This window comes from Bacillus sp. FSL R7-0166 (assembly GCF_038008935.1).
Classification (GTDB): domain Bacteria; phylum Bacillota; class Bacilli; order Bacillales; family Bacillaceae; genus Bacillus; species Bacillus altitudinis.
In genome coordinates this window covers 921,468-947,119 of the sequence record NZ_JBBPAC010000001.1, presented here as the reverse complement: position 1 = coordinate 947,119, position 25,652 = coordinate 921,468, and the positions used below count along the sequence as shown (strand labels likewise).

Below are 25,652 nucleotides of genomic sequence, written 5' to 3'. Positions count from 1 at the left end.
TTCATTCTATGTAAAGTGGACCTTTACAATTTTAAAGTGAACTTTACGGTGCTGTCATTTGGAATCCACACTTCTGTTCTACCATTGTAAACGTGAGAGCGATACATAAACAATGAGGAGGCAAAATGAATGAGTGTGTTGAAAAGCTCGAAAACGAAAATAGCTGCAATCGCAGCTGCATCAGTGTTATCGATTGGTATTTTTTCAGGAATTGAATTTGGACAGGCTGACAAAGCTGAGGCTAAAAAGAAACCAAAAAATGACGTACAAAATGTGATCGTGCTCATTGGAGATGGCATGGGAACACCTTACCTTTCAACTTACCGCTCATTTAAACACAACGGTGATCTTTCCAAGAAAACAGCGTTTGACCCTTACCTCACTGGCATGCATAAAACATACCCTGATGATTCTAAAAGTAACATTACTGATTCAGCAGCAGCTGGGACAGCCATGGCAACTGGTCAAAAGACATACAACAACGCCATTGGTGTAAACAAAAATGGCAAAAAACTAAAAACAGTATTAGAAGAAGCAAAACGCAAAGGAAAGTCTACTGGTCTCGTCGTCACATCTGAATTAACCAATGCGACACCTGCTGCGTATGCCGCCCACGATGTTTCTAGAAAAAACACAGCAGCCATTGCTGATGATTTCTTCGATGAGAAAATTGGTAAACAGCATACAGTCGATGTCATGCTTGGCGGAGGGCTGATCGATTTTGTCCGCAAAGATCGTGATTTGACGAAGGAATTTCAAAAAGCAGGCTATCGTTACGTAACCAATAAAGCTGACTTACAAAAAAACAAACAGCAAAAATTGTTAGGCATTTTTGCTGACGGTGGTCTCGATAAAGCAATTGATCGTGATAAAATGACCCCTTCCTTGCAAGACATGACATCCTCAGCCATCAAACAGCTGTCTAAAAACAAAAAAGGATTTTTCCTCATGGTTGAAGGCAGTCAAATTGACTGGGCTGGACATGACCACGATATTGTCAGTGCGATGAGTGAGATGAAGGATTTTGAAAAAGCATTTGAAGAAGCCATTCGTTTCGCAAAAAAGGATAAAAACACATTAGTCATCACGACCGCAGATCATTCAACTGGCGGCCTTTCCTTCGGGGCAGACGGCTCGGGCAGCTGGGATTATCAGCCTGTCAAAGCAGCAAAAAAGACACCTGATTTCATTGCAAACAAAATTGTAGAGGGTATGACGGTCGAGACTGCGCTCAAACAATACATCGACCTTGATTTCACAAAAGAGGAAATCGCCTCTATTCAAAAGGCAGCTGAAACAAAAGATCCTGTTCAAATTGATGATGCCATCGAAAAAGTCATCAATACAAGGTCTCATACAGGCTGGACCACATCAGGTCATACAGGGGATGAAGTACCATTTTATGCTTATGGACCAACAAGCGAACAGCTAAAAGGGCTCATGGAAAATACAGATCAAGCGAAACACATTTTCAAACTGCTGAAAAACCAATAAAGTGCTAATCACAAAAAAAGATGTCTAGTCGTAGACATCTTTTTTGATCATTAAGTGAGATACTTCCTATGAACCCCTTTTCCATCGTATGAAAACATCACTTCTTTTCCTTCAAGAACTGACTCGATGTGCACACTTCTTCCCCATAGCTGATACAAATATGGGAGCACCTTTTCTAAGTATTTGAGATCGAGCTCAATGCCTTCATACCAATGTTTAATATAGAGTTCATTGTTTTTTAAATAGTCACCATCGATGACTGTCAAATACGGAAAGCCGCCATTGACCCTCATGCTGACTAGCTGATCACGGACTGCCTTCCATTCTTTATCAATGACTTTATAGTCTCTCCCCTGCTTTTGAAACAAGTACAAATCTTCCCTCATCACAAGGTCTTTCGTTAAGTAATTTCGAATAAAAGAAATGTCTGATTCAATTTCTCGCACTTCAAACATTTTGCTGCGACCGGACCCTTCCGTCACTCCTGCTTTTTTTAATTCCTCGCATGGATGATCGTAGCGCTCTTCAATATCTTCAAAAATCTTCAGCCCTAAATAGTAAGGATTGATTCCTGTCTTAGATGGCTGCACGACACCTGCATTTAATTTGGCAAATTCAATCGATTCACTTGAATCTAAATCAAGTTCACGCATAATCCGCTGGTGCCAATACGATGCCCAGCCTTCATTCATGATTTTCGTTTCTAGCTGTGGCCAAAAATAGAGCATTTCCTCTCTCAGCATCGTCAGCACATCCCGCTGCCAAGGCTCTAGCTCTCGGGAGTGTGCCTCGATAAAGAGCAAAATATCTTTTTCTGGCTTTGGGGGGAATTGCTTGATCGTTTTCTTTTTCTCACGTGTTTTCGGTTCATCCATTCCCCACAAATCATCATATGGCGTTTGACGTTTTGGTTTGTCCTCTTCATATTCATCTTCATCGTCGAGATTCCAGCTTAATTTTGAACGAACAAGCGACGGATCAATATGCTCCTGCAATGCCAATACAGCATCTAAAAAGGACTCGACTTCTTTTGTACCGTGGATATGTTCATATTCTTTGATTCGCTCTGCTGCCGCTGACATACTTTCCACCATATCTCGTTTTGTGTTTTGGAAACGGCAGTTGTTTTTAAAGAAATCGCAGTGTGCCAAGACATGAGCCACAATTAGTTTATTTTGAACAAGCGAATTGTTATCAAGGAGAAAGGCATAGCAAGGATTTGAATTAATCACAAGCTCATAAATTTTGCTTAATCCTAAATCATAATGAAGCTTCATTTTGTGAAATTGCTTTCCAAAGCTCCAGTGGCTAAATCGTGTTGGCATGCCATATGCACCGAATGTATAAATAATCTCCGCGGGACAGATTTCATACCTCATCGGATAAAAATCTAGACCAAATCCTTCTGCAATTTCTGTAATTTCATCAATGGCTCGTTGTAATAGACGCTTTTCAGATACGCTCAAGGAAACCATCCCTCCTCATCGGACTTATCCCTACTATATGAGCGTACTTAATAAAACATGATGTTCAGCCAGTTGTTTAGACGACTTCCATCTCTTTCATGGACTGCCCGCCGAACGATTCATAATGGATATTCTCTTCCGGGATGTCCATCGCTTTTAAACTAAGGATCATCTCTTGTGTAAATGCTGGGGAACCGCAAACATAAAATTGGCCTTTCCCTTCACCAATGACTGATTGGAGGAATGGCTGGTCAATACGGGAAGCCGCCTTCTCAACCAGCTCACTCTTTACACTCTTTTCAAATTGTTCGTTACAAAGGATAATACGCCCCTCTGGAGATGAAATGAGAACGTGTTCAAACTCTTGTTCGAAAGCAGTTACATCCTCTAGTCTGTCTGCATGAATCATCGTGAATGGTTGATTGTTATGCGAAGCTGTTTTCACTAAACCAATCATTGGTGTGACACCAGAACCAGCACTAATCAAATAAACGGGTTCTTTTGTGTCATCTTGCAAGCAGAACATTCCCTGCGGCATACTGACGTGAAGAATATCGCCTTCTTCCATTTCATCATGCAGGAATGTGGAGACATGCCCATCTCGTTTCACGGTGATGCGATAGTAAGATGGGTGATATTGATCTGATAAACTGTATTGTCTGCTGCATATATAGGCTTCACCCGGCATATCTACCTGCACCGTAATGTATTGACCAGCTTCATACATTGGCAACTCCGATTCATCCTCTGGTACGAAATAAAAGGAAATGAGTGATGGAGATTCTTGTTTCTTTTTCTTCAGAATAAACGGTTTGACATCTGCCCATCCACCCGTTTGTTTCACATTTTCAGCCATCATTTCTGCCTCAATGGTGATGAATATATTCGCAATGATGTCATATGCAGCCTTCCAAGCCAACAATGTGTCATCTTCCTCTGATAACCCAAATACCTCTTTCATTGCTTCAAGAAGGTGATATCCGACGATTGGGTACTGCTCTTTTTTCACCATGACACTGACATGCTTATGGGCAATTTGTTTCACAGCAGGAAGCAAGTCTGCCAAGCGATCAATGTGCAGTGCAGCTTGATAGAGTGTTGCGGCAAGCGCCTCTGGCTGGCTTCCATTCATGAGATTTGTTTTATTAAACTGATTGAGTAGCTCTGGGTGCTGTCTAATCATATTTTGATAAAAAACAGTCACAAGTTTTGTTCCCTCAGCTTTTAGAAGAGGGGCTGATTGTTTAATGGCATTCATTTGATCTGTGGATAACATCGTTATTCCTTCTTTCAAAAGATGTATTTTGAATACATCTTTATCGTAATGGATGACAGCTTATAAAAGCAATATTTAAAATGCATGTTTTAAATGTTGTCACATTTAGTACTTTCTCGAACAGTTTTTGTCTAAAATGTGTTACGATGATACAAAACTCTATTAGGTTTAGAGGTCGTCCAAATGAAACTTACGAATTATACAGATTTCTCATTAAGGGTACTCATTTATTTAGCTTCGAGAGAAAACAATGAACTGTCAAATATTCAGCAGATTGCCGATATTTATGGCATTTCGAAAAATCACCTGACAAAGGTCATTTACCATCTAGGAAAACGTGGTTATGTAGAAACGATCCGCGGAAGAAATGGTGGGATTAGGCTGGGGAAAAGCCCAGAAAGCATTAATATTGGTGAGGTTGTCCGCTATACAGAGGATGATTTAGTCATGGTTGAATGCTTTGATCCGAAGAAAAACAGCTGTATTATCTCCCCGATTTGTTCATTAAAGCACGTACTTCATGAAGCACTCACTGCTTATTTACGCGTTCTTGACCAATACACATTAAGTGATTTAACACAAAACAAAGATGCTCTAAGAGAGCTTCTGCTCTAAGGCGAAAGAATTTTATTCTTTCGTCTTTTTCTTTACCTCTTTGTAATAATAATTTATTTAAAATTATTATAAATAAATATTGACTATCATGTTTGATTCAATATAATTAGGGTATATAGATTGCTAGAAACCATTTTTGTTTACAGGAGGAGAAAAAGAATGACAAATTCTAATCATAAAAATTTGACGACGAATCAAGGCGTGCCAGTTGGCGATAATCAAAACTCAAGAACTGCTGGTCACAGAGGGCCTTCATTTCTTGATGATTACCATTTGATTGAAAAACTTGCACACTTTGACCGTGAACGTATTCCAGAGCGTGTTGTTCATGCAAGAGGCGCTGGCGCTTATGGTGTGTTTGAAGTAGAAAATAGCATGGAGAAACATACAAGAGCAGCTTTCTTAAGTGAAGAAGGAAAACAAACAGATGTTTTTGTCCGTTTCTCAACGGTTATTCACCCTAAAGGTTCACCTGAAACATTACGTGACCCTCGTGGTTTCGCTGTCAAATTTTATACAGAAGAAGGCAACTATGATCTAGTTGGGAACAACTTGCCGATCTTCTTCATTCGTGATGCACTCAAATTCCCTGACATGGTTCACTCTCTTAAGCCAGATCCTGTAACCAACATTCAAGATCCTGACCGTTATTGGGATTTTATGACGTTAACACCTGAATCCACTCACATGCTCACATGGCTCTTCTCTGACGAAGGTATTCCTGCGAACTACGCTGAAATGCGCGGTTCTGGTGTTCATACGTTTAGATGGGTAAACAAATACGGAGAAACAAAATATGTGAAATACCACTGGAGACCATCAGAAGGCATTCGCAATTTATCGATGGAAGAAGCTGCAGAAATCCAAGCAAACGACTTCCAGCATGCGACAAGAGACTTGTATGATCGTATTGAAAAAGGAAATTATCCAGCATGGGATCTTTACGTTCAGCTTATGCCGCTCAGTGATTATGATGAACTAGATTATGATCCATGTGATCCGACGAAGACGTGGAGCGAGGAAGATTATCCACTGCAAAAAGTGGGCCGCATGACACTGAACCGCAATCCAGAAAATTTCTTTGCTGAAACAGAGCAAGCTGCTTTCACGCCAAGTGCCCTAGTACCAGGAATTGAAGCATCTGAAGACAAACTGCTTCAAGGCCGACTGTTCTCTTATCCTGACACGCAGCGTCACCGCCTAGGTGCAAACTACATGCGCATCCCAGTGAACTGTCCTTATGCGCCTGTTCACAATAACCAACAGGATGGTTTTATGACAACAACTCGTCCAAGCGGTCATATTAACTATGAACCAAACCGTTATGATGATCAGCCAAAAGAAAACCCTCACTACAAAGAAAGTGAACCAGTTCTTCATGGTGACCGTATAGTGAGACAAAAAATTGAAAAACCAAATGATTTCAAACAAGCTGGAGAAAAATATCGAAGCTACTCTGAAGAAGAGAAACAAGCATTGATCAAAAACCTGACAGCTGACTTGAAAGATGTAAATGAAAAAACGAAATTACTTGCGATCTGTAACTTCTATCGTGCAGATGAAGATTACGGACAGCGTTTAGCGGATTCACTCGGTGTGGATATTCGCTCATATCTTCAAGGAAGCATGAAATAGATCTTGTTTTCAGCTGGAGCACCTCTTTTTAAAAGAGGTGCTTTTTTATAGCCGAAATACGTTAATACTAATCAAATGACCCGTCACTGGATGAAAATAAATTTCTGCATGTGCTGCAAATCGTGTGGAGCCTTCCTTCACGGTCACGCGAAACACATCTTTTGTTTGATCTTCATTCACTTGTGTACGTCCAATGTAATGATAATCGTTTAAAGCGGCGCCTTCATATTCATCTTGCAAGGCAGTATACGCAAGTCTTTCCCAATTCTCTGCCGGCTGCACAGCTGCTTGTGAAGATGAATGAATCATGAGACTGCCAAATAAAACAATTCCTGCTGCAAAAAGCATCCATAATTTCGGGTGCATAATATCAATATTCTCACTTTCATGTCTATTTTGTTTAGGTTTTGCTGGTTGGTTCTTTTTCATACATCAAGCATTTATTCAGCCTATAATTCCCGGTACCCAGTTTATGCAGACACCAACTTTTCCCCTGAAAAAGTCGACCTGATCCGAGCAAACTAATGAGGACTTCTCAAGGGAAAGGAGAAGGTTTAATGAATGTGGCAGATTATGATAAGGCACTTTATTATACGCATCGCTCGCAATGGGATAATTTACTTATTCTTATGGTCCGTACGCAAGATGATTTGCTCTCGAAACGTATTGAGCATTTCTTACATGCGTATCAATTTAACCGGAACGATGCAGATGTTGAAAAATGTTTATATGGACTCCTGCAGTATATCGACCATGCTTCAGAAGCTGCCGTTGCTGAAGCATATGCTGAACCAATGTACACATAAAGGAAAAGGTTGATTTTCGATTGTTGACAAAGGGCTAAAATGAACTTTATTTTAGCTCTTTGTTTTCTTTTCAGCCTTTTACTAACCGCCTTTCATAAAGAAGAAAAGACTTCACGAGAGAATACTCATGAAGTCTTTTGGAATGTCCACCATGACTGTTTACAACAGCTCTTTCGGCTGATTTTTTTGATAATCTACCGCATATAGAGCGGCCTGAGTTCGATCTGCCAGCTCTAACTTTGATAACACATGAGACACGTGAGTTTTCACAGTCTTTTCAGAAATAAAAAGCGATGAGGCAATTTCTTTGTTACTTTTCCCTTTTGCGATTTCAAATAAGACATCACGTTCTCTATTGGTCAGTTCGTTCATCAATGCCCATTTCTGCTCTTTAGGTTCAGTTAGATGCTGGACGAGAAACGTCGTAATATGACCGTCTAATTGATACGTACCATTTTGCACCTCAATCATTGTCGTGAGAAGCTTTTCAGGTGCTACATCCTTGAGCTGATAAGCCTTCGCTCCCGCTTGGATAGCAGGGATCACATAGTCCTTATCTGCATAGCTTGTCAGAATGACAATGCGGACATCCGGCATATCCAGCGTCATTTGCTTTGTCGCCTCAATTCCATTCATTACAGGCATAGAGAGATCCATCAAGACAATGTCAGGCTTTGTTTGCCTAACTACCTGCAGTGCCTCTTCCCCATTGGATGCCTCACCGACGATGTCTACATCTGGCTGAGTTTGCAAGAAAAAGACCAGCCCTTTTCTGACAATATGATGATCATCTGCAATAACTACCCTCATGACAATCCCTTCCTTTCTTGAGAAAATGGTACTTTCACATCAATCGTCGTTCCCTTACCTAGCTCAGAATTGATGCAAAATGTACCGCCTGCTCTTCGGATACGATCAGCCATCCCTTTCAGCCCAAATGAAGGAAGACTCATTTGTTCATCATACTGAAATCCCTTTCCCTGATCGATGATTTTCATACCAAACGTATCTCCTGATTGCTCCAGTTTGACCTCTACTTTCTCAACGCCCGCATGCTTTTGGCAGTTATTTAGAGCTTCTTGACATACGCGAAATAAAGTCTCGTGCTTTGAATGATCTATTTCCATACAGCCTGATAAAGACAATGAACAATTTAGACCTAAAAGCTGTGCATACTCTTCAATCGCTGTCGTAAATCCTTTTTCAAGTCCTTTTGGTCTTAACTGCCATATGAGTGAACGCATTTCAATGAGGGCATCTTGTGATAAATGCTGAATAAAATCAATCATTTCCCCTAAATGTTGATCACTTGTCATTTGACGCGCTGCCTTTGCAGTCAAACTCACGGAAAACAGCATTTGATTCACAGAATCGTGTAAATCCTGCGCAAGCCGGTTTCGTTCTTCTAGCAGTGCATGCTGCTGCTCATTTTGCACAAGCTTCATGCGCTGAATAGCCGTACCTATTTGCAGTGCAATACTTTCAAGCAGATTCAGCTCCTCCTGTGTAAATGTGACCTTCCCTTTTGCCGCCACATTTAATAAGCCAAACGTACGCTTACATGCTTGGAGCGGAACGGTTGCATGATGGGTAATTCCTTCTGTATCTCCAAGCTTTTGCTCAATCGCCGTTTCAATCCGTTTACAATTGATGATATTGGTCGCTGATTGCAGTGAGCCTTTCGTGTAGCGGTTGATGCAATAGCAATCGTTTTGACACATGAGCTCTTTTTGATGCTTTGCCAGCGCTTCAGGTAAGCATACTTCTGCCATTAGTTCATACGATCCGTCTTCTTCTATAAAATAAATCCATGCTGTTTGAAAGCCTGTCACTTCCATAAGCATATGAAGCACTTCATGAAGCGTTTCCTTCATTTCCATTCCTTCATTTAACTTTTCAGCAATTTCTTTTAACGTTTTTAATGTTTTGACTTTTTCTTGGTAATCTCCCATCGTGTGTACCCCCGGCTTTTACTGCCTCTCTGATCAATATGTTGATTATACCATGAGCATCTGTGCGGCTCTTTCTCAAAAAGGATGATTTTTTCTCATCCTTTCGACTGAGAAAAGCCATCATGCATGACATGATGGCTTTGTGATGTTTTATTTAGCTGTTTCTTCCACAATGTCATAGACGACTTTCATGACTTCTTCTGATAAGTGTTTCAGCTTTTCTTCGCTGTCAGTTAACGATGTGCCTTTGACTGCAATATAAAATTTGACTTTAGGCTCCGTACCAGAAGGTCGTAAACAAAACCATGAGCCATCTTCAAGGAAATATTTCAGGACGTTTGATGCCGGCAGATGAATCGTTTCTTCTTTCTTTTCAGCTACAAGGTGCCTTTGACTTGATTGATAATCCTCAATGACCGTAATGCGCTGACCAGCGATGGAAGCTGGCGGGTTTGATCTAAAGGTATGAAGAATAGCAGAAATCTGCTCCGCTCCTACTTTCCCCTTTAAGGTTAATGACTTTAACCCTTCTCTGTAAAATCCAAATTCCTTAAAAATATCAACAAGCGCATCATATAATGACTTCCCTTGTTTCTTATAAAAGGCTGCGACTTCAACTGCTAATAGCGCAGCTTGAACTGCATCTTTATCTCGTGCAAAATCACCGATCAAATAGCCATAGCTTTCTTCATAGCCGAATTGAAACGTGTATTCTCCGCTTTCCTCAAACTGCTTGATTTTTTCTCCGATAAATTTAAAGCCAGTGAGCGTATCAATCGTGTCAGCTCCAAATGCTGAGGCAACAGCACGCCCAAGCTCACTTGTCACAATCGTTTTCATCACAACGGGGCGAGGCGGCAACTGACCTAGTTTTTGTTTTTCAGATAATAAATAATGAAGTAGTAAGGCGCCTGTTTGGTTGCCGGTCAAAACGGTAAATTCACCATCATGATTTTTCACAGCGATACCTAATCGATCTGCATCTGGATCTGTCGCAATCAACATATCAGCATTTTGCTTTTCGCCAAGCTTGATGGCGTATTCAAAAGCGGCATGCTCCTCTGGATTTGGAGACGTGACCGTCGAGAATTGTGGATCTGGTTTTTCCTGTTCAGGTACAACCGTCACATGCTCATAACCAAAGGCCTGAAGTCCGTTTCGGACAGGTTTATTCGCCGTTCCATGAAGCGGGGTAAACACCACTTTGACATCGACTTCTTTTGCAAGCTCAGGGTGCACACGAATGGTTTTTAATTTTTCCATATACGCTTGATCGATTTCTTCACCAATCATGCGGATCAAACCATTTTGCTTCAATACTTCTTCTGATTCCACTGAAATGGCTAATTCATTTTCGATGGCATCTACTTCTTTAATGACTTGATCTGCTTCAAATGGGGGCATTTGGCCTCCATCTTCTCCATATACTTTATAGCCATTATATTCCGGCGGATTGTGACTTGCTGTCACAACAATCCCTGCAAAGGCATTCAGTTCTCGAACTGCAAAAGAGAGTTCTGGTGTCGGACGCAGTTCATCAAATACGTATGTTTGAATGCCATGTGAAGCAAGTGTTTTGGCCGCTTCCATCGCAAATTCAGGAGATTTATGGCGTGAATCATAGGCAATGGCGACACCTCTTTTTTTTGCATCCTCTCCATGTGCTGCAATATACGCAGCAAGACCAGCGGATGCTTTTCGAACAGTGTAAACATTCATTCGATTCGTTCCAGCACCAATTTCTCCGCGCATTCCTCCAGTACCAAACTCAAGGTTTTTGTAGAAACAGTCTTCAAGTGCTTGATGATCATCTTGATGTGCCTCCAGCCATTCCCTCAGTTCAGTATCCAGGTGCTTCTCATTGATCCAACGCTCATAATTCGTATTCCAACTCATGGTCGTCCTCCCAGCTCTTATCATCAATAAAATAACATCTACTGTTATTTTATATGGAATTATCCTTCATGTCATGTTATATCATGAACATATGAAAAAACGATGAACAAAATAAAAAAAGCCGATACACGATCGGCTTTTTACTTATTCAGCATCAAGCGGTACGACTGCTTCATGGAATAGTCGGTCTAATTCAGTTTGATGTTTCTGTTTTGTCGCTTCATCCCAGCCAAAACGATCTGCCATATAGTCAACAACAGGCTGTGCATACGTTTTTGCCCAATTGATATTAAATAATAGGCTGCCTGTTCTTCTCAAGAAGAAATCAACAGGTGTTACAGCCAATTCTTCTTCGATCGCATAGACAAGTTCAGCCAACACATATGCGGGAATGTTTCGTTTGTCTGCTTCCCCTTGAAGCTGCTCTACACGATTGAAGACATTGCTGACGTTTGAGCCATATTTCTCAGCTAATTTTTGTGCAATCGGTTCTGTCAAACCAACGGATGCTCCTTCTGCCGTTTTCGCTTGAACAAAGGATGCCATATTTTTCGAACCGCCTACATGCCCACCTGAAATTGGCATATGTTTCGTTTTACATGGTCCGAAATCTTTTCCAGTTTCCTCTTTCAGTCCATCACGTACAAGATTCACAATGTGTTCAGCCATTTTACGGTAACCTGTTAATTTACCGCCGGCAATCGTAATTAAGCCTGAAGATGATGTCCATACCTCATCTTTACGAGAAATTTCTGAAGGATCTTTCCCTTCTTCATGAATAAGTGGACGAAGACCAGCCCAGTTAGATTCAACGTCTTTCTCTGTAATGTTAAGATCTGGGAACATATATTGAATGGCTTTGATCACGTAATCACGATCTTCTTTTGTCATACGCGGATGTTCCAGCTGTTTTTTGTAAACGGTATCTGTTGTTCCCACGTACGTTTTTCCTTCTCTTGGAATGGCAAAGACCATTCGTTTATCAGGCGTGTCAAAGTAGATTGCTTGTTTTAATGGGAAAACAGATTGATCAAATACTAAGTGAATTCCTTTTGTATGTTGTAAATGTTTCCCCTCTTTTGAGTGGTCCTTGTCTCTTAGCTGATCGACCCATGGACCTGTCGCATTGACGATTTTTTTCGCATATACATCGTATGTTTTCTGTGTTGTGACATCTTCAATGACAACACCGACAACTTTGCCTTTATCATAAATAAATTCTTTTACTTTCGCATAGTTGACCGCTTCTGCCCCGAATTTCACAGCCTCTTTCATGACTTCAATTGTCAGGCGTGCATCATCTGTACGGTATTCAACATAGTAGCCCCCGCCTTTTAAGCCATCCTTTTTCACAAGTGGTTCTTTTGCAAGTGTCTCTTTTGCACTTAGCATACTTCTGCGTTCACTATGCTTAACGCCAGCTAAAAAGTCATATACTCTAAGTCCGATTGAAGTTGAAAACTTACCGAATGTCCCGCCTTTATGCATCGGAAGAAGCATCCATTCTGGCGTTGTCACATGAGGACCGTTTTCGTATACGATGGCACGCTCTTTACCGACCTCTGCGACCATTTTCACTTCAAATTGTTTTAAATAACGAAGTCCACCGTGCACTAGTTTCGTTGAGCGGCTAGACGTACCTGCTGCGAAATCCTGCATTTCCGCAAGACCGACACGCATCCCGCGTGAAGCCGCATCAAGTGCCGTACCTGCGCCTGTAATACCCCCACCAATGATAAACACATCATATGGTTTTTTTGTCATGTCCTGAAGCATTTGTTCTCTTTCTAAGCTAGAAAAAGTCATCTCTTGTTCCTCCCATGTTGTACGGTAAAGAAAAAGAGACCGCAAACACCCAAAGCGTATTTCTACACTTCGGTGCTTGCGGTCTCTCCAGTTCTCCAACCGTTCTATTAACTTACTTGAAGTATACCATACTTTTTGTTTATTTGAAAGCTTGAGCTGCTTTTACAGCCTTTTTCCACCCGCTGTATAACGAGTCACGGCTGTCTTCTTCCATTTTAGGTTCAAAGCGCTTGTCAAGGTTCCATTGTTTTGCAATGTCTGAACGGTCGTTCCAGAAGCCAACTGCTATTCCCGCAAGATAGGCCGCACCGAGTGCCGTCGTTTCATTAATTTCTGGACGTTCTACTGGTACATCGAGCAAATCACTTTGGAAGCCCATTAAGAAATCATTCTTTACAGCTCCGCCATCGACACGTAATGTTTTAAGTGAGATGTTTGAATCTTTTTCCATCGCATCTAAAACATCTTTCGTTTGATAAGCAAGTGATTCTAACGTTGCACGAACAAAGTGCTCTTTAGAAGTACCGCGTGTTAAACCGAATACAGCGCCTCGGACATCACTATCCCAATATGGTGTGCCTAAACCAACGAATGCTGGTACGACATATACGCCGTCTGTTGACTCAACGCGCTCAGCATAAGCTTCACTGTCTTTTGAGTCTTTAAACATTCTAAGTCCATCACGCAGCCACTGGATCGCTGAGCCAGCAACGAAAATACTTCCTTCTAAAGCATATTCAACTTTGCCGTCAATGCCCCATGCAATCGTCGTTAACAATCCATGATCCGACTTAATTGCTTTTTCCCCTGTATTCATCAACATGAAACATCCTGTACCATATGTGTTCTTCGCCATTCCTTCTTCAAAGCAAGCCTGACCGAATAACGCAGACTGCTGATCTCCCGCCGCTCCTGCAATCGGAATATTTTTACCGAAGAAGTGATAGTCTGTTGTTTCACCATAAATGTGTGATGATGGTTTGACGTCTGGCAGCATGGAAGCTGGAACACCTAAGATATCAAGGAGTTCTTCATCCCATTTCAGATCGTAAATATTGAACATTAACGTTCTTGATGCATTCGAATAATCTGTCACGTGTGATTGCCCGCCAGTCATTTTCCAAATGAGCCATGTATCGATTGTGCCAAACAGTAAGTCACCATTTTCTGCTTTCTCACGAGCACCTTCGACATTGTCTAAAATCCATTTCACTTTAGTGCCTGAGAAATAAGCATCAATCAGAAGACCGGTTTTATTTCTAAACGTTTCATCGTGCCCTTGCGCTTTTAGCTCATCACATATACCCGATGTTTGTCTAGACTGCCAAACAATTGCATTGTAAACGGGTGCGCCTGTATGTTTATCCCAAACGACAGCTGTCTCACGCTGGTTCGTAATTCCGATACCGGCGATTTGATCTGCTTCAATTCCTGATTCGATTAAAGCAGTTGAAATAACTGATAGAACAGAGCTCCAAATTTCATTTGCATTGTGTTCTACCCAGCCTGGGTTCGGAAAATATTGATTGAATTCCTTCTGAGCTGTATGTGCAATTTTACCTTCTTGATCAAATAAGATCGCTCTTGAGCTTGTTGTCCCTTGATCTAATGCGAGAATATATTTTTCTTTTGCCATGGTGTTTTCCTCCCCTTACATACTTTCATTGACAGCATTTGTCTGGTTTTTCGTAGAAACATAGAGTCCTAACAATACCACAACTAAAATAACGCTTACAATCCAAAAGGCTGGTGTGACGTTCGCTTTAAAGGCTGCATTATAGAAAACACCGCCAAATGCACCGCCCAAAATTGGACCAACAACAGGAACCCAAGCATATTTCCAATTTGATGGACCTTTACCTGGAATCGGCAGAATGGCATGTGCGATTCTTGGACCTAAATCACGTGCAGGGTTAATTGCGTAACCAGTTGTACCACCTAATGAAAGACCAATTGCGACAATTAAGAAACCAACAATCAGCGGATTGACTCCGTCTGCAAATTTATTTGCACCAATCGCTAGAATTCCTACCACCAATACAAATGTACCGATGACTTCACTGAGCACGTTTGCAAAAGTATGCGGAATCGCAGGACCAGTTGAGAATACCCCTAGTTTTGCACCTGGATCGTCTGTCGCTTTCCAGTGTGGTAAGTAATGTAAGAAGACAATAATAGCTCCGAGTAATGCGCCAAGCATTTGACCGACAATATACATTGGAACATCAGCCCAAGGAAAACTTCCTTCTAATGCAAGACCTATTGTCAGCGCCGGGTTTAAATGTGCACCGCTGATTCCTCCAGTGGCATAAGCTGCAATCGCTACTGCAAATCCCCATCCGAAAGCGATTACAATCCAGCCGGACTGATAAGCGAGCGATTTCTTTAAACTGACTGCCGCACACACACCGCCTCCGAAAATAATCAGAAGCATTGTACCAACGACTTCACCCCAAAATGGTGTCATGAAAAATTCCTCCTCTGGTTCAGTTGCCATCCCCTATAAATGTGTAGAAAAGATAAAGAAAAAAGACCCACAACAAACATACTTTACATCAGGGTCATTTGTCACCTAGTAAAGCGTCGTTGTGGATCTCCGTTTCTCCATCACATGATATTAACTTAGTGCAATAGTATCAGAGGATGAAAACGTTGTCAATCAATTTTCACATTTTATCTTTTTCACTTTTGGAACGCTTTCCAAAGCTTTGTATTCGATGTGGTGACAGCTGTCGCCCCTGCTGCAAGCGCCCGTTCTACATCTTCTTTTGTTCGGATAAATCCTCCTGCAAATATTGGTATTCCAGCTCTTTCGCGCACTTCTGTAATTAAATCTGGCACGACACCCGGCAATACTTCAATAAAATCTGGACGATGTTTTCCGACAAACTCCATGCTTTTTTCCATCGCACTTGTATCAAGTAAAAACATTCGCTGGATGGCATATACCTTTTTCTGCTTGGCTTTTACTATGACAGAAGACCTAGTAGAAATAATGCCAGCTGGTTTCATTTCCTGACAAATAAATTCCGTTCCGTACTCATCATGTTTGATTCCGTGAATGAGATCGACATGGACAAACATTTTTTTATGATGCGCATTCGCCTCATTCATGATGCCCTTAAGCCGCCCTAAGTGAACATCAAGTAAGACCCCATATGTAAATGGACTTTTTAAAAATTCCTCAAATTGCTTCATATTGCGAACAGCAGGTAGAATGGGTTGATCATGAAAACTCATATGCCGTCTCCTTCTCGTGTGTATTGGTTCTATCTTCTCCTTACAGTAATAGAATCGCATGTTTTTTTCAATACACCTAGTGTGCCCATTGACCATTCAGCCTAGCAGATCTATTAAGATCTGATCCTTTCTGGACATAGAAAAAAGCAGAGAAATCTCTCTGCTACAGCGTGTAGACAAACCCTCGCATTCTTTGTCAGTTCTGCGTGCTGGTGCTCGTCCTTCCTAGACTTCAAAGATTTTCTATCACGCTGAAAAGAAGACAAAGGGCTAAAATAAAGTTCATTTTAGCCCTTTGTCAACAATCTGAAGCAGAGAAATCTCTGCTATAATTGCGCCATGCTTTCTTTTAAAGTATGAATAATGAATGAGGCGTCTTCATCAGTGATATTTAGCGGTGGTGCGAGCTGTGCCACGTTATTATAGCCAGCCACTGTATCGCCATTTTTCCCAATGATCAATCCTCGTTTTTTACATTCTGCAATCAATTGACCGACTACACTTGGATCAGCTGGCTTTTTTGACGCCTGATCCTGCACAAGCTCAATTCCAAACAGCAGGCCTTTTCCTCTCACATCACCGACAAATGGATGCTCTTTTAACTCTTGCAAACGTTCGAGCATGTCTTGGCCAAGCGTGCGTGACCGCTCCACTAATTGCTCGTTTTCCATGATCTCTAGGTTAGCAAGCGCAACCGCACAGGAAGCAGGGTGACCGCCAAATGTATTCACATGCCGTAGCCTGTCATACGTATCTTCTCCTGCATACGCTTCATAAATGTCTCGTTTCACGCACGTTGCAGATAGCGGTAAATATCCACTTGTGATCCCTTTTGCCATGGTGATAATATCTGGTTTTACCTCTTCATGCATAAATCCAAACCGCTTTCCTGTCCGGCCAAAGCCGCATATCACTTCATCCACAATGAGGAGCGCCCCATGATCTTCACAGATTTCTTTCACCTTCTTCAAATATCCTTTTGGCGGCATTAAGATACCGCCTCCTGTAATCATCGGCTCCATGATGACGCCAGCAATGGTCTCACTTAATTCCCACGTCATCGCTTGATCGATTGCATCAGCACTTGCCAAGCTCTCTTGATCTTCAGGATGCCGGTACATATCAGGCGGTGCGACATGGATAAATCCCTGCCCTAACGGTTCATATTTGTACTTGCGCTGCGCTTGACCCGTTGCGGCTAGAGCTGCTGCTGTATTGCCATGATACGATCGATATCGGGAAATGAATTTTGTTCGTGTACTCTCTCCCTTTTGCGCATGATATTGTTTGGCTATTTTAAATGCCGCTTCGTTCGCTTCAGAACCACTGTTAGAAAAGAAAATCACATAGTCCCCGCCTAGCCATTCATTGAGCTTCTCAGCCAGCTGAATCGCTGGCACATGGCTTTGTGTCAGTGGGTAGTAAGGCATCGTATTTAATTGCCTATACGCCGCTTCTGCAAGCTCTTTACGTCCATATCCGGCATTTACACACCACAACCCTGACATCCCGTCTAAATAGCGATTTCCATGAATATCTGTCACCCATGCGCCTTCTGCCTCATGAATCACCATACTTTCATTTTCTTTGTTTGTCCCTTTCATATGATGCCAAATAAACTGATCATCTTTCGCCTGAAGATCTTGTGCGTTATGTGTTTTCATCTTCCCACGCCCCCATGTATCCGTTTTCATCATCAAAGAAGCTTAAACCGGTCCTGCATATGACCTCTCCATTCATTATATGGATAAAAAGTGAGGCATATGAAACTGAAACAAGACCGCCCATGTCGTTACTCTCATTATAAAAAAGGGGCCAGACACATTACATTAGACAGATCGTCAACTGATTGAAAAGAACCATGAGACACTCTACTTGATCCCTTGGCAAATCTAACATATACCGTTAATGGCGATTCCCCTGTAAAAATTCATAAGCAAGGATCGCAAATTCAAGCGCTTGACGTTTCGGCGCTTGCATCATATCCTCACCAAGTAAAACATGAAGCTTATCCAATCTGTGATAAAGCGTCTGCCTCACAATATAGAGCTGGCTTGCGGTTTCTTTTTTAGAACCGTTTGTCTGTAAAAAGATATTCAGCGTCTGATAGAGCCTGCCGCTATTTTGTTTATCATATAAAATCACCGGCTCTAAATACTCTTTCACCATGCATTCTAATAACCCGCTTTCTTTCATGACAGGCATCAACCGAAGCATATGTAAATCTTGATAAAATGGGCTTTCTACCCGCTGCGGCATCACTTTCTTTAAATGCAGCACTTCTTTCGCTGCTTGAAAACTTTTTCTCATGTGCTGAAATTGCTCACAATATGAACCGATTCCATAATTGATGACTGCCTCGCCGGGCTGCTCACGGTCATATAATTGCGTGATGTCGTTTGCCGCTTTTTCTGCACGCTCTTTCCAGTCCTCAACTTTTCTTGTATTCAATAAGATAAATAAGGTTTGTCCTTGATGCTCGTACACAATCAAATGGAAACCAGCACGCTGAAAAATAGAGCGGCAAGAGACAAGAAAATAAAGATTCCCTGCGATTTCTTCTATTTGGTGGTTTTTTTGAAAGAGCATCACCACACAGCCGGTCGGTTTTTTCAGCCCTTCTGTCTCCTCAAGGTGTTCTATGATCTCTCTTTCTGTATGATCTTCATGAAACCATTTTTGCAGCCATTCATTCTCTTTTGTCTTCTTCAGCTCTTCTGTATACAGCTCTCTTAATGTTTGCTGGGCAAGGGCATTCGCTCCTTTATCCATCACAAGCAGTTCAAATTCCGAGAGCGTGTTCGATTGATGAATGAGGACGAGGTCTGCAAAGGTTTGTTTGAGTGCAAGGACTTGTTTTTGCGTCACTTCATATCCTTTTGGTAATGAAGCATATTGCAAATAATTCATCACAAGCTCTTCTGTTTGTTTGGAAGAATCACATAAAATAATCGGCTCACCTTGAACAGGGATCAGCAGTAGTATCCCTCTCACGTGCTGATACACTTGATCCAAAATATCCATCTGCGGATGAGGAGTTAGTAAAAGCTCATTCAGCTTTGACGACAAGGCTTCTAAATCTGCCATCATCTGATACTGACGTTCAATCATCATCGTATGGAGATGCTGTGTAATATTGACGAACTTCACTTCTTTTGTAAACAGAATTAGCGGAAAATCACGTTCTTCTGCATAAATAATCAGTTCTTCCGGTACATCAAACCGGAGCGGTACAAACTCAATACATAATCCAGCCGCACCTGAGTCAATCAACTGCCTTAAAAACGCCTGAAAGACTTCCAATTGATCATGGAAGCCTGCGGCCGTCGTTAAAATCAGCTCGCCTCCGTTTAACAAATCCTCTACAGCAGGCACTTCAAGTACATGTACCCATTTTACCTGCCGAAACAATCCCTTTTCCCCAGCTAACACTTTCGCATGCGTAAAATGCTTCGTTTTTAACACATCACTTACTTGAAAATGAACATCTACATTCATTCATAAGTCCCCCTTTGTTTGCCGTCCCCTATCCCAGAGGGTGCATGGATAAAATCCATAATAAAACAGGTAAAGTCACAATACTTAAAATCGTACTGAGAAACGTCGTGCTTGAGACAAACTCAGGCTTCGTTCGAAATTGCACAGCCATCAGCGTGGTATTCGCCGCAGTCGGCATCGCTGCAACTAAAATCATAATTTGTTTCACCAAATCATCTACCGGTAAAATAAGCGTAAAGCCGAATGCGATGAGTGGTGAGATAAACAGCTTCAGCAGCACCGCATAGGAAATATTACGATAATCCACTTGTTTAAAAGAAATCACTGCGAGCTGCATACCTAAAATTAGCATAATCGTTGGTATCGCTGCATCCCCGACCAGCTGAACACCTGTCATAAGCTCTTTAGGTAATGAAAGGTCAATGAGCTGAAATAATAGACCAAGAAGAGCCCCGTAAGCAACCGGCATACGCAGCACTTTTTTTAGAACGACCTTCAAGTCTCCCGCGTCCTCTCCACCTTTTGCTGCATAATACATGCCGATCGTACTCATGACGAGCTGCTGAAGGACCATTAGCACAATCGCAATATCTAAACCAGCTGCTCCAAAAACAAGAAGGACAACAGGCGTGCCGTAATTTCCATTATTCATAAATGCTGATGACAAAATCATGGCACAATACGTTTCATTCGAATACCCGTAAATTCGAGATAAAATGAAGACACATAAAACAAGTGAAAGACAAAGCCCTACGACAAATATTGATAAGTACACATAGTCCATCGATACTTTATTTTGATAAAAGGTTTCAAACGCAAGAAATGGTGACATTAAATATAAAGACATTGATGAGAGCGTATGTATATCAAAACCAATTGTCTTCTGCCCAATATACCCTATAAAGAATATGCCGAACACTGGCATTAAGACAAGTAAAAACTCCATGTAGCACCTACTTTTCTCTAGATGAATTCCTTCTTTTTTACCCTCTTATCATACCACTGATCATCAATTAAAAAGAAGCACCCTTATGAAAGGTCGCTTCTCTCCTCATCCATATAAAACACTTCCCATAAATGACCATCACGATCCTGAAAGCTCCAGCCATACATGAAATCATGGTCTTGTTTTTCTTTAAACGGTGAACCACCAGCTGCGATCGCACGCTCTACAAGCTCATCAACCTCTTCCCTCGTCTCGACCTGTAAAGAGATAATGACCTCTGCGCCATTTCTGGCATCTACCAATTCCTTCTCTGAAATGGATTGGAAATGCTTAAGTGATAACAGCATGACGGTGATCGTCTCATTCATCACAAAACAAGCAGCATGTTCATTCGTCAGTTCTTGTTGAAAGTCAAAACCCAGCTGTTCAAAGAAAGCCTTTGACTCATTTACATGCTTAACCGGCAAATTGATATACAAATGTTTAGATTGTCGCCCCATATCCCTCTCCCTTTGTAAAACATCATTTCCATTCAGTATATTCGTCTTTTCATTTGGCATCCCTTTGTCGCATGAAAAAATAAGCGGTAAGTCTCATTACCTTATTTTAACAAAAATGTATAATAAATCTCGTGCACAATACTAAATGAACTAGGAGGTTTTCTTAATGAAAACAATCGCAAAATCTTTGATGCTCTCCACCACTGTCCTTTTATTCGCTTCACCTATTACACAGACAGCTGATGCTGCATCTATTCAAACGAAGCAGGTGACAGCAGAAAGTGATTTTCAGCTTCCTTCAACAACAGACACCATTAAACAAAACATCGAACAATCTTTCCAAAAACAAGAAAAGTGGCTACAAAAATTAGAAGTGATTGCCGGACAAGAAAAACGTGAACAATTTGAACAGTTTTTCAACCAGCATGTAGGACCTGATTTAAAAAATCTTTTAGAAGAGTCTGATCTTACATGGAAACAAGTAGAAAAAACGATTTATCAATCTCTTGTTAAATCAGACGTTCCATTTTTAGCTGCCAAAAGCATTGCCCATTTTGCTACAGTGGCATTAAAGAAAATGTAAACATACAGAAAAGCGCCTCGCATAACTGCGGGGCGCTTGTTTTGGTTATTTCTTATATTCAATATGGTACACGTCTCTTCTTCGGTCTTTTAGCTGACGAACCGTCCCATCTTGACGCTGCCTTCTTAATATTTCTAAGTCGACATCACCAACAACCACCATTTCAATATTCGGGTTGCACTCACCTACAATGCCATCTCTTGCGAATTCAAAATCAGATGGTGCAAAGATGGCTGATTGTGCATATTGGACATCCATGTTTTCTGTTTGCGGAAGGTTTCCGACCGTTCCAGAAATGACCGTATATATCTGATTTTCAACCGCTCTCGCCTGCGCACAGTAACGCACACGTAAATAGCCTTGACGGTCTTCTGTACAGAATGGAGTGAAAATAATTTTCGCTCCTTTGTCAGCTGCAATTCGAGCAAGCTCAGGAAATTCAATATCGTAGCAAATTTGGATCGCAATTTTACCGCAGTCCGTATCAAATACCCGGACTTGGTCACCAGCTGAAATCCCCCACCATTTTCTTTCATTCGGCGTGATATGCAGCTTATATTGCTTTTCAATCGTTCCATCACGTCTAAATAAATAGGCGATATTATAGATTTTCCCTTCCTCTTCAACGAAATGAGAACCACCGATGATATTAATGTTGTACTTGACCGAGAGATCTGTAAACAAATTGATGTAGTCCTCGGTATATTCTGTGATCCGCTGCACTGCTAGACTTGGTGATCTCTCTTCTAAATATGACATAAGCTGCGTTGTAAAGATTTCCGGGAAAACGGCAAAGTCAGCTGACGCATCTGATGCCACATCCACGTAATACTCCACTTGATTCATAAACTCCTCAAAGGAATGTATTTGCTTCATTGCATATTGAATGACACAAATTCGTACTGGGAACGCCGATTTATAATATCTTTTCGATTGCGGACGATAATCGACATTGTTCCATTCCATTAGCGTTGCGTACGTACTGGAAGCTTTATCATCCGGCAAGTAATTCGGATTGATCCGCATCAGGCTAAATTCATTTAACAGCTGAAAAGATAGCACAGGATCATAAATTTGGTGCAGCATAACTTGCTCTACATATTGGCGAGGCGTCATTTCCTCTTGATATTTATGATAATTCGGGATACGTCCGCCAATAATGATGCTTTTTAAATTTAATCTTCTCGCTAAGTCTTTTCTTGCTTCGTATAAACGATGACCGATTTTCATCCGGCGGTACTCAGGACTGACCATTACTTCAATTCCGTACATATTCATCCCATCTGGATTATGGTTTGTGATATATCCATCATCTGTGATGTCCTGCCATGTGTGACGATCATCGTATTCATCAAAGTTAATTAATAAACTTGAACATGAGCCAATGATTTCTCCCTCGAATTCCGCACAGAACTGGCCTTCTGGGAAATGTTCAAGGTGGCTTTCAAGGTGCTCTTTTTTCCAAGGGTCCATGCCTGGAAAGCATACCTCTTGCAATGCGATGATTCGGTCGATATCTTCTTCTCTAATATTTCGAATCACCATTCTTTTTTCAAATCGCGTTAAATCTAGTTTTTCTGCCATGATGTATTGCCCCCTTACTGATCCTCTTTTTCAAGCTGATGGAATAGCTGGAGCAATTCGATTTCAGCCATGGATTCTAATCTCGCGTCATATTCTTCAAACTGCAGTGTGCTCGTCACTTTATTTGGCACGATGACACATTTCATACCCGCTCGTTTGGCAGCGATTGACCCATTCACAGAGTCCTCAAATGCCACGCAATCTTTTGGCTCAACGCCTAAGCATTGTGCGGTTTGCAAATAAAGTTCTGGGTGAGGTTTCACTTCTTCCACATCGTCTGACGTGCGGATACATTCAAAGTAATCGAAAAGTCCAATTTGTTTCAGGTGATCAGACACCCATTTATAATCTGAGCTGGAAGCAAGTCCAATCTTAATTCCAAGCTCCTTTGCCGCTTCTAAATAAGCTTCTACACCAGGTCTTGCTGCTTCGTCCTTCATTCTCTTTTGAAAACGTGAACGCCGATCTTCTGTGAGTGCCTCATGATCTAATGTCTTTCCTAACTGCTCTTCCAAATATTTAAAAGGCTTAAAACCTGCCTGCGTTCCAATCACATTTCCCCATACAGACAGAGGCAGCTCCGATTCATGCTCCGCAAACATTTCCTGCAGAACCTCATATTCATGTGTTTCTGTATCTAAAATTAATCCATCAAAATCAAATATAATCGCCTTTACCAAAGAGGCCACTCCTTTTTTCCGAAAGTCTGAAATATCTTCCATACTGCTATCATATCGTGAATAAAATTGACTTTCAAAGATGAATGTCTGCTAAAATGATTATGTATAAAAGGAGCCTGCATCGTTTGGTCAGGCTCCTGTCATGTTCGATTCTTTCTGCAAGAGATCCAAGCGCTCCGATTCGTGGAGAATAGACATTGTTGAAAAAGAGCGGAATTGGTATTACAGATCTTGAAGGTTTCTCCGTTCCCTTAAAAATAGTATGTGCGACGACCTTGTAAGTTAACAAGGAAGTTCACACCAACTTTTACGCATTTTGAAGGTGACGGCCTGCAAAATCATCTAAATCAAACGGGAAAGAAAAGCCGCACGCATTAACTTGTTCACGGTTGAGTTCAAATAACTCACGATCTCGTTTTGTGATATGACGCTTCGGCTTTAAAATAATGGTATGTAATAACTGAAGACCTGATAAAATACGAAAAGCATCATCCATTGTCCCGTTATACACACCATCAATGAATGTAAGCGGGGGTTGTTTTTCCTGCTCTTCTCCATTAACAGAATGGGATAAAAGATCTTCAATTTCCTTTGATATTTCTTCAATTTCCTGCTCCTGAAGGTCTGTCGCAGCTTTCATTAATCTCACGTGGCATCTACCTCTCTGTCGTTATTACTCCATTCAGAATAGCACAGAAAAAAAGTCATTCGCTAAGGTAAGTGTTTCCTATATATACCCAAAGAGAGGACGAATATCATGATCATAAAAGGACACACGCTCTCCCTAAAAGTAGGAGAGCAGCAAAATGGCATTTCCTTAAGTCAATTTTTAAAAGGCGAAGTGTTTGCCTCTAAACCGATTATCCATTTTTGGATGGAGCACCAAAAAGTCCGTCTCAATCAAAAAACTGCCCACCATGCTGCAAAAGTGAGTACAGGTGATCAGATTCTCATTGATTTATTTGAGACGGAAGAAAGTGATGTGACGCCAGAATACGGTGAATTAGAGGTACTCTTTGAAGACGAGCATTTATTAGTTGTCCAAAAGCCTGCTGGAAGGCCGACGCATCCAAATGAAAAAGGACAAACAGGTACGCTGGCGAACCTAGTCGCTTTCCATTTTCAAGCAAATGGAGAAGAAAAGCGGGTCAGACATATACATAGGCTGGATCAAGATACAAGCGGCACCGTCATTTTTGCCAAACACAGGTTGGCACATGCTGTACTCGATCAAATGCTTTCAAAAAAAGCGATTAACAGAACGTATCTTGCCATCGCACAAGGACTGTTTAAGAAAAAGAAAGGAACGATCCAAGCTGCCATTGGACGTGATAAACACCATGCCGTCAGAAGGAGAGTTTCTCCTACTGGTCAAAGCGCCAAGACTCATTATGAGGTCTTCCATCTCAATAAACGTTTACAGATGACGGCCGTCAAGCTGCAATTAGAAACAGGCAGAACACATCAAATTCGGGTTCATCTTAGCAGTCTCGGGCATCCTTTAGCTGGCGATACATTATATGGCGGGAAGCGTGACCTGATAAACAGATGCGCCCTTCATGCCAAACAAGTAGACATGAACCATCCATTCACAGGTGAAAAGCTGACGATAGAAGCACCGCTCCCACCTGATATGGCTGAATTAATGGACAATATGTAGAAAAAAGAGCCTGAT

At 41.4% G+C, this 25,652-nt stretch carries 23 protein-coding genes; 6 read left to right on the top strand and 17 right to left on the bottom strand.

The annotated features are described in order from the left end of the window. The first annotated feature begins 129 nt into the window (after window positions 1-129). Complete coding sequence (locus tag NST01_RS04810; protein WP_270108769.1) at window positions 130-1,494, top strand: alkaline phosphatase; 1,365 nt, start codon at window positions 130-132, stop codon at window positions 1,492-1,494. Window positions 1,495-1,544: 50 nt separating this feature from the next. Here NST01_RS04810 and NST01_RS04805 read toward each other — a convergent pair whose 3' ends face one another. Continuing rightward, window positions 1,545-2,969, bottom strand: a complete 1,425-nt coding sequence (locus NST01_RS04805; RefSeq protein ID WP_007497093.1) for a SpoVR family protein — start codon at window positions 2,967-2,969, stop codon at window positions 1,545-1,547. A gap of 67 nt (window positions 2,970-3,036) precedes the next feature. Then, window positions 3,037-4,236, bottom strand: coding sequence for a globin domain-containing protein (locus tag NST01_RS04800; protein WP_326114172.1), 1,200 nt, complete (start codon window positions 4,234-4,236; stop codon window positions 3,037-3,039). Window positions 4,237-4,419: 183 nt separating this feature from the next. Here NST01_RS04800 and NST01_RS04795 point away from each other — a divergent pair, with 183 nt between their 5' ends. Then, window positions 4,420-4,851 carry an Rrf2 family transcriptional regulator gene (locus NST01_RS04795; RefSeq protein ID WP_007497090.1) on the top strand — a complete coding sequence of 144 codons (432 nt, stop codon included), beginning with the start codon at window positions 4,420-4,422 and terminating at the stop codon, window positions 4,849-4,851. 159 nt (window positions 4,852-5,010) lie between these two features. Beyond that, window positions 5,011-6,486 carry a catalase gene (locus tag NST01_RS04790; RefSeq protein WP_144716556.1) on the top strand — a complete coding sequence of 492 codons (1,476 nt, stop codon included), beginning with the start codon at window positions 5,011-5,013 and terminating at the stop codon, window positions 6,484-6,486. 45 nt (window positions 6,487-6,531) lie between these two features. Here NST01_RS04790 and NST01_RS04785 read toward each other — a convergent pair whose 3' ends face one another. Continuing rightward, complete coding sequence (locus NST01_RS04785) at window positions 6,532-6,915, bottom strand: YqzG/YhdC family protein (protein ID WP_411801823.1); 384 nt, start codon at window positions 6,913-6,915, stop codon at window positions 6,532-6,534. Window positions 6,916-7,043: 128 nt separating this feature from the next. On the opposite strand from NST01_RS04785, the gene NST01_RS04780 reads away from it, so the two are divergent. Further along, a complete protein-coding gene (locus tag NST01_RS04780; RefSeq protein ID WP_008349000.1) occupies window positions 7,044-7,292 on the top strand; it encodes a YhdB family protein in 249 nt (82 codons plus the stop codon). A 159-nt stretch (window positions 7,293-7,451) separates the two neighbouring features. Here NST01_RS04780 and NST01_RS04775 read toward each other — a convergent pair whose 3' ends face one another. The 11 genes from NST01_RS04775 to NST01_RS04725 all read right to left on the bottom strand — a co-directional run bounded on the left by NST01_RS04775 (window position 7,452) and on the right by NST01_RS04725 (window position 21,130). Next, window positions 7,452-8,102, bottom strand: coding sequence for a response regulator (locus NST01_RS04775; RefSeq protein WP_008349002.1), 651 nt, complete (start codon window positions 8,100-8,102; stop codon window positions 7,452-7,454). Beyond that, window positions 8,099-9,244 carry a GAF domain-containing sensor histidine kinase gene (locus NST01_RS04770; RefSeq protein WP_008349005.1) on the bottom strand — a complete coding sequence of 382 codons (1,146 nt, stop codon included), beginning with the start codon at window positions 9,242-9,244 and terminating at the stop codon, window positions 8,099-8,101. The genes NST01_RS04775 and NST01_RS04770 overlap by 4 nt, the downstream gene beginning before the upstream one ends. A 150-nt stretch (window positions 9,245-9,394) precedes the next feature. Next, complete coding sequence (locus NST01_RS04765; RefSeq protein WP_041091804.1) at window positions 9,395-11,140, bottom strand: phospho-sugar mutase; 1,746 nt, start codon at window positions 11,138-11,140, stop codon at window positions 9,395-9,397. 144 nt (window positions 11,141-11,284) lie between these two features. Then, entirely contained in the window at window positions 11,285-12,946 is a 1,662-nt protein-coding gene (glpD, locus tag NST01_RS04760; protein WP_008349009.1) for a glycerol-3-phosphate dehydrogenase, read from the bottom strand. Between the two features lie 139 nt (window positions 12,947-13,085). Then, on the bottom strand, window positions 13,086-14,582 hold the full coding sequence (gene glpK, locus NST01_RS04755) for a glycerol kinase GlpK (RefSeq protein ID WP_007497075.1): 1,497 nt from the start codon (window positions 14,580-14,582) through the stop codon (window positions 13,086-13,088). Between the two features lie 15 nt (window positions 14,583-14,597). Continuing rightward, window positions 14,598-15,413, bottom strand: a complete 816-nt coding sequence (locus NST01_RS04750) for an MIP/aquaporin family protein (RefSeq protein ID WP_008349011.1) — start codon at window positions 15,411-15,413, stop codon at window positions 14,598-14,600. A gap of 215 nt (window positions 15,414-15,628) precedes the next feature. Beyond that, window positions 15,629-16,186, bottom strand: coding sequence for a glycerol-3-phosphate responsive antiterminator (locus NST01_RS04745; protein WP_008349014.1), 558 nt, complete (start codon window positions 16,184-16,186; stop codon window positions 15,629-15,631). Window positions 16,187-16,512: 326 nt separating this feature from the next. After that, window positions 16,513-17,850 carry an aspartate aminotransferase family protein gene (locus NST01_RS04740; protein ID WP_099496410.1) on the bottom strand — a complete coding sequence of 446 codons (1,338 nt, stop codon included), beginning with the start codon at window positions 17,848-17,850 and terminating at the stop codon, window positions 16,513-16,515. A 241-nt stretch (window positions 17,851-18,091) separates the two neighbouring features. Then, window positions 18,092-19,684: a PucR family transcriptional regulator gene (locus NST01_RS04735; RefSeq protein WP_081114738.1), complete on the bottom strand. Its 1,593-nt coding sequence runs from the start codon at window positions 19,682-19,684 to the stop codon at window positions 18,092-18,094. 28 nt (window positions 19,685-19,712) lie between these two features. Next, the gene (locus tag NST01_RS04730; protein ID WP_138825449.1) at window positions 19,713-20,630 is read right to left on the bottom strand and encodes an AEC family transporter; all 918 of its coding nucleotides are present in this window, start codon (window positions 20,628-20,630) and stop codon (window positions 19,713-19,715) included. A gap of 83 nt (window positions 20,631-20,713) precedes the next feature. Beyond that, entirely contained in the window at window positions 20,714-21,130 is a 417-nt protein-coding gene (locus tag NST01_RS04725) for a VOC family protein (RefSeq protein ID WP_008349030.1), read from the bottom strand. 166 nt (window positions 21,131-21,296) lie between these two features. Between NST01_RS04725 and NST01_RS04720 the strand changes: the two genes are divergently transcribed. Continuing rightward, a complete protein-coding gene (locus NST01_RS04720) occupies window positions 21,297-21,713 on the top strand; it encodes a hypothetical protein (RefSeq protein ID WP_007497062.1) in 417 nt (138 codons plus the stop codon). A 45-nt stretch (window positions 21,714-21,758) separates the two neighbouring features. Here the strand turns inward: NST01_RS04720 and NST01_RS04715 are convergent, their stop codons facing one another. From NST01_RS04715 to NST01_RS04705, 3 genes are all read right to left on the bottom strand, one after another. After that, on the bottom strand, window positions 21,759-23,297 hold the full coding sequence (locus tag NST01_RS04715; RefSeq protein ID WP_007497061.1) for a bifunctional GNAT family N-acetyltransferase/carbon-nitrogen hydrolase family protein: 1,539 nt from the start codon (window positions 23,295-23,297) through the stop codon (window positions 21,759-21,761). A 14-nt stretch (window positions 23,298-23,311) separates the two neighbouring features. After that, a complete protein-coding gene (locus NST01_RS04710) occupies window positions 23,312-23,977 on the bottom strand; it encodes an HAD family hydrolase (protein ID WP_008349038.1) in 666 nt (221 codons plus the stop codon). Window positions 23,978-24,284: 307 nt separating this feature from the next. After that, complete coding sequence (locus NST01_RS04705; protein ID WP_017366912.1) at window positions 24,285-24,626, bottom strand: DUF5365 family protein; 342 nt, start codon at window positions 24,624-24,626, stop codon at window positions 24,285-24,287. A 108-nt stretch (window positions 24,627-24,734) separates the two neighbouring features. On the opposite strand from NST01_RS04705, the gene NST01_RS04700 reads away from it, so the two are divergent. Further along, window positions 24,735-25,637, top strand: coding sequence for an RluA family pseudouridine synthase (locus NST01_RS04700; protein ID WP_202734607.1), 903 nt, complete (start codon window positions 24,735-24,737; stop codon window positions 25,635-25,637). The last annotated feature ends 15 nt before the right edge of the window (window positions 25,638-25,652 follow it).

Excerpts from the sequence above, each read along its gene's own strand:
- NST01_RS04810 (WP_270108769.1), top strand. The coding sequence starts at position 130 with ATGAGTGTGTTGAAAAGCTCGAAAACGAAAATAGCTGCAATCGCAGCT.
- NST01_RS04805 (WP_007497093.1), bottom strand. The coding sequence starts at position 2,969 with ATGGTTTCCTTGAGCGTATCTGAAAAGCGTCTATTACAACGAGCCATT.
- NST01_RS04800 (WP_326114172.1), bottom strand. The coding sequence starts at position 4,236 with ATGTTATCCACAGATCAAATGAATGCCATTAAACAATCAGCCCCTCTT.
- NST01_RS04795 (WP_007497090.1), top strand. The coding sequence starts at position 4,420 with ATGAAACTTACGAATTATACAGATTTCTCATTAAGGGTACTCATTTAT.
- NST01_RS04790 (WP_144716556.1), top strand. The coding sequence starts at position 5,011 with ATGACAAATTCTAATCATAAAAATTTGACGACGAATCAAGGCGTGCCA.
- NST01_RS04785 (WP_411801823.1), bottom strand. The coding sequence starts at position 6,915 with ATGAAAAAGAACCAACCAGCAAAACCTAAACAAAATAGACATGAAAGT.
- NST01_RS04780 (WP_008349000.1), top strand. The coding sequence starts at position 7,044 with ATGAATGTGGCAGATTATGATAAGGCACTTTATTATACGCATCGCTCG.
- NST01_RS04775 (WP_008349002.1), bottom strand. The coding sequence starts at position 8,102 with ATGAGGGTAGTTATTGCAGATGATCATCATATTGTCAGAAAAGGGCTG.
- NST01_RS04770 (WP_008349005.1), bottom strand. The coding sequence starts at position 9,244 with ATGGGAGATTACCAAGAAAAAGTCAAAACATTAAAAACGTTAAAAGAA.
- NST01_RS04765 (WP_041091804.1), bottom strand. The coding sequence starts at position 11,140 with ATGAGTTGGAATACGAATTATGAGCGTTGGATCAATGAGAAGCACCTG.
- glpD (WP_008349009.1), bottom strand. The coding sequence starts at position 12,946 with ATGACTTTTTCTAGCTTAGAAAGAGAACAAATGCTTCAGGACATGACA.
- glpK (WP_007497075.1), bottom strand. The coding sequence starts at position 14,582 with ATGGCAAAAGAAAAATATATTCTCGCATTAGATCAAGGGACAACAAGC.
- NST01_RS04750 (WP_008349011.1), bottom strand. The coding sequence starts at position 15,413 with ATGACACCATTTTGGGGTGAAGTCGTTGGTACAATGCTTCTGATTATT.
- NST01_RS04745 (WP_008349014.1), bottom strand. The coding sequence starts at position 16,186 with ATGAGTTTTCATGATCAACCCATTCTACCTGCTGTTCGCAATATGAAG.
- NST01_RS04740 (WP_099496410.1), bottom strand. The coding sequence starts at position 17,850 with ATGAAAACACATAACGCACAAGATCTTCAGGCGAAAGATGATCAGTTT.
- NST01_RS04735 (WP_081114738.1), bottom strand. The coding sequence starts at position 19,684 with ATGAATGTAGATGTTCATTTTCAAGTAAGTGATGTGTTAAAAACGAAG.
- NST01_RS04730 (WP_138825449.1), bottom strand. The coding sequence starts at position 20,630 with ATGGAGTTTTTACTTGTCTTAATGCCAGTGTTCGGCATATTCTTTATA.
- NST01_RS04725 (WP_008349030.1), bottom strand. The coding sequence starts at position 21,130 with ATGGGGCGACAATCTAAACATTTGTATATCAATTTGCCGGTTAAGCAT.
- NST01_RS04720 (WP_007497062.1), top strand. The coding sequence starts at position 21,297 with ATGAAAACAATCGCAAAATCTTTGATGCTCTCCACCACTGTCCTTTTA.
- NST01_RS04715 (WP_007497061.1), bottom strand. The coding sequence starts at position 23,297 with ATGGCAGAAAAACTAGATTTAACGCGATTTGAAAAAAGAATGGTGATT.
- NST01_RS04700 (WP_202734607.1), top strand. The coding sequence starts at position 24,735 with ATGATCATAAAAGGACACACGCTCTCCCTAAAAGTAGGAGAGCAGCAA.